We start from the raw sequence: 2,902 nt of genomic DNA, 5'->3' as shown, positions 1-2,902 counted from the left end.
ATGCGTGCACCGGGCAAGCTTTCGTGGCGTATCACGTTGGTGTTTTTCGACGATGACCTGGTAAGCCTTTGCGGCAATTGCTCCTTGAATTCGTTTGCCCATCAGAAAGCTGGCAATCAACCACTTGAACAAGCCCTCTTCGTTCGCGTCATCGAGGCTTATTTGCAGATCCCTGGCGCTGATGATTTTGGGCATCGGTGCCTCTCTACAAACTGGGAATCCCGCGACAAGCGAAAGCAAAGTCTGGCATCTGCTGTTTCTTCCGATCTTGAATCACTCAATGCACCAGTAGCGCTTCGTGCATCTCAATGGAAGGAATAGTAGCTACTGTGCGCCGGTCATCCAGCCATCCCCTGGTTTTTGCGACATCGAAAATCTGGCCCTGATCCATCAAGGCCAAGATGAGTTCGTCAGACACGCGGTAGCGACCACACTCCGGACAATCCCTCTCTTCCCAAGGGCCCTCACATTCAATGCGCTGCGCAACACCGACACAGATCAGACAATTCATTGAGGTCACCCGTTTTTAGTTTTGTAGACAGCTACCACGCTTATCCAACTGCGCCGCCTTTTGCGAAGCTGACGCAGGCATTGGGTTTATCGACTTCAAGCTGCCGGTTTGAGCACAACTTTTGTCCAGCCATTGTCCCGAGCGTCGAAGTGCTTGTAGGCGTCAGGCCCTTCAGTCAGTTTCAGCCGATGCGAGATGATTTGCGCGGGGTTGGCACGACCGTGGTGGATGAGTTCAGCCAGGCGGCGGTTGTAGACTTTGACGTTGGCTTGCCCGGTTCGGATCTGCTGCCCCTTGAACCAGAAAGCCCCGAAGTCGAAGGCCATTTTGCCTTGCTTCGCGAGGTCACTTTTGGCACCCGGATCTTCCGGCACAAATACGCCTACGACACCGATCCCACCGGTAGCCTTGGTCGATGCGACGAGGTTGTTCATGGTCAAGTGGTTGGCTTCGTGGCCATGACGGTCGCAGCACTGATAGCCCACGCATTCACAACCGCGATCAGTGCCCTTGCCATGAGTCAGATTGAGAATCTGATCCACCGCTTCCTGCTCCAGCGAGTTGATTGGCGTGGCGCCCATTTGAGCAGCCAGCTTCAATCGGTCAGGTTGGTTGTCGATCACGAATACCTGAGAAGCGCCTTTGATCATTGCCGAGTGAGCGGCCATCAGGCCGACCGGGCCGGCACCGTAAATGGCTATGCTTTCCCCCGGTAAAAGACCGGCCAGCTCCGTGGCGTGCCAACCCGTTGGAAAAATATCGGACAGCATGACGTAGTCGTCCTCACGCTCTTGCGCGTCCTCGGGTAACACCAGGCAGTTGAAGTCTGCGTAAGGTACGCGGAGCAATTCAGCCTGGCCGCCTTGATAGGGGCCCATCTCTGCAAATCCATAAGCAGCCCCTGCACTTCCGGGGTTGGCTGTCAGACAAAAACCGGTCAGGCCCTTCTCGCAGTTTTCGCAGAAGCCACAGCCGATGTTGAACGGCAGGCAAACGCGATCCCCCACCTTGACTCGGTCGACGCCTGCGCCGACCTCGATAACCTCACCGAGGTTCTCGTGCCCAAATACACGTCCTGTCTCCATTGATGTACGCCCTTCGTACATGTGCAGGTCTGAACCGCAGATGTTGGTCGTGGTAATTCGAACCAGAACGTCTGTGGGTTTTTCAATTTTGGCATCGGCGACATTCTGCACGCTCACGTCACGCGGGCCGTTATAAACGATGGCTTTCATGTGGTTCTCCCATTAGCAAAACGAACGGAAATTTCGTCTGCTCAGACTTATCTGTCAGGAAGAAATGAACGGATGTTCAAACAATTGATGAGTGAGAGTGACGAGCGGTTAATCGACAGGTAGCGCGTCGAAAATATTGAATTATTTGCAACGGCAGGCCTCTCTTTTTTTGAGGGAGTCGGATGAATAATTCAATTCAAAACGAGGGAAAGCGTTTGGCCGATCTTGATTGGGTTCAATGGCCGGCGATGCTTGTCACCGTACTGGCCGCGTGGCTGATCGGATCTCAGCGACCCGAAAGGCGAATGATGGGGTTTGTATGTTTCAGTCTAAGCAATGTGCTGTGGGTGATTTGGGGTGTCTACGCGCATGCCTACGCGCTGATTGTTTTGCAGGTTTGCCTGTTCCTCATGAACTTGCGCGGGTTTAAAAAGAACTTGGACGGTCAGTAGAACTAGAGATCAAGTCTTCCTCCGCCATACGCGGCCACTCAAGGAGCAACGCCAGCGCTCACTAGCGGGTTGAGTGTGGGCAGTCCGAGTGAAGCGCCGAGGGCGGTCAAATATTCGCCAAACCCGCCTCGACACTTGAAATCCCGGCGTGCGCTGGTGACCACCGGGTTCGTCGCCGTCCAAACGATACGCGCGCCCACCCTCTCAAGATCAGCTATCAGGTGCACGTCCTCGTGTGCGGCAAGATGCTGAAAGCCTCCGGCGCTCCGGTAAGCCTCGGCGCTAAGCCCGAGATTGGCGCCGTGGATATGGCGATGATTTTCGATGAACTGGTACAACTCAAGATACCTGGAACGCACCTGGTCACCATGTTCTGCCCAACTGTCGACTTCAACCGTTCCACATACCGCATCCGCTTTGAACTCGATCTGGCGGGCAAGCCAATCGTACGGAACGACAGTATCGGCATCTGTGAACGCAAGCCACTGCGCTCCGGCATTGAGTAACGCCTCTGCGCCAGTGGCTCTGGCCTTCCCCACGTTCTGAAATGACACGTCCAGTTTCGCTACGTTTTGCCCCGAAACCAATTGGCCGGTGTTGTCCGAACAATCGTCCAGAACGACAAGAATCGAGATGTGCTGGCCTTCAAGACCAGGATGCCTGGCGGCGATCAAGATGGACGATAGGCAGGCGGTGATGTGCCT

General features: G+C 54.8%; 4 protein-coding genes and 1 pseudogene. 1 reads left to right on the top strand and 4 read right to left on the bottom strand.

Features of this window, described 5'->3' with window-relative positions:
• The 3 genes and pseudogenes from AC1DRJ_RS23395 to AC1DRJ_RS23385 all read right to left on the bottom strand — a co-directional run.
• Nucleotides 1-195: pseudogene (locus AC1DRJ_RS23395) on the bottom strand (DNA methylase); the annotation flags it as partial.
• Between the two features lie 82 nt (nucleotides 196-277).
• The gene (locus tag AC1DRJ_RS23390) at nucleotides 278-511 is read right to left on the bottom strand and encodes a hypothetical protein (RefSeq protein WP_477804241.1); all 234 of its coding nucleotides are present in this window, start codon (nucleotides 509-511) and stop codon (nucleotides 278-280) included.
• Nucleotides 512-606: 95 nt separating this feature from the next.
• On the bottom strand, nucleotides 607-1,746 hold the full coding sequence (locus AC1DRJ_RS23385; RefSeq protein ID WP_477804240.1) for a glutathione-independent formaldehyde dehydrogenase: 1,140 nt from the start codon (nucleotides 1,744-1,746) through the stop codon (nucleotides 607-609).
• 182 nt (nucleotides 1,747-1,928) lie between these two features.
• Here AC1DRJ_RS23385 and AC1DRJ_RS23380 point away from each other — a divergent pair, with 182 nt between their 5' ends.
• Nucleotides 1,929-2,198, top strand: a complete 270-nt coding sequence (locus AC1DRJ_RS23380) for a hypothetical protein (protein WP_477804239.1) — start codon at nucleotides 1,929-1,931, stop codon at nucleotides 2,196-2,198.
• 38 nt (nucleotides 2,199-2,236) lie between these two features.
• Here the strand turns inward: AC1DRJ_RS23380 and AC1DRJ_RS23375 are convergent.
• On the bottom strand, nucleotides 2,237-2,902 hold a 666-nt coding region (locus AC1DRJ_RS23375), incomplete at its 5' end, for a glycosyltransferase family 2 protein (protein WP_477804238.1).

The organism is Pseudomonas sp. P5_B2 (assembly GCF_056400445.1).
This window is presented reverse-complemented; position numbering and strand designations above follow the sequence as displayed.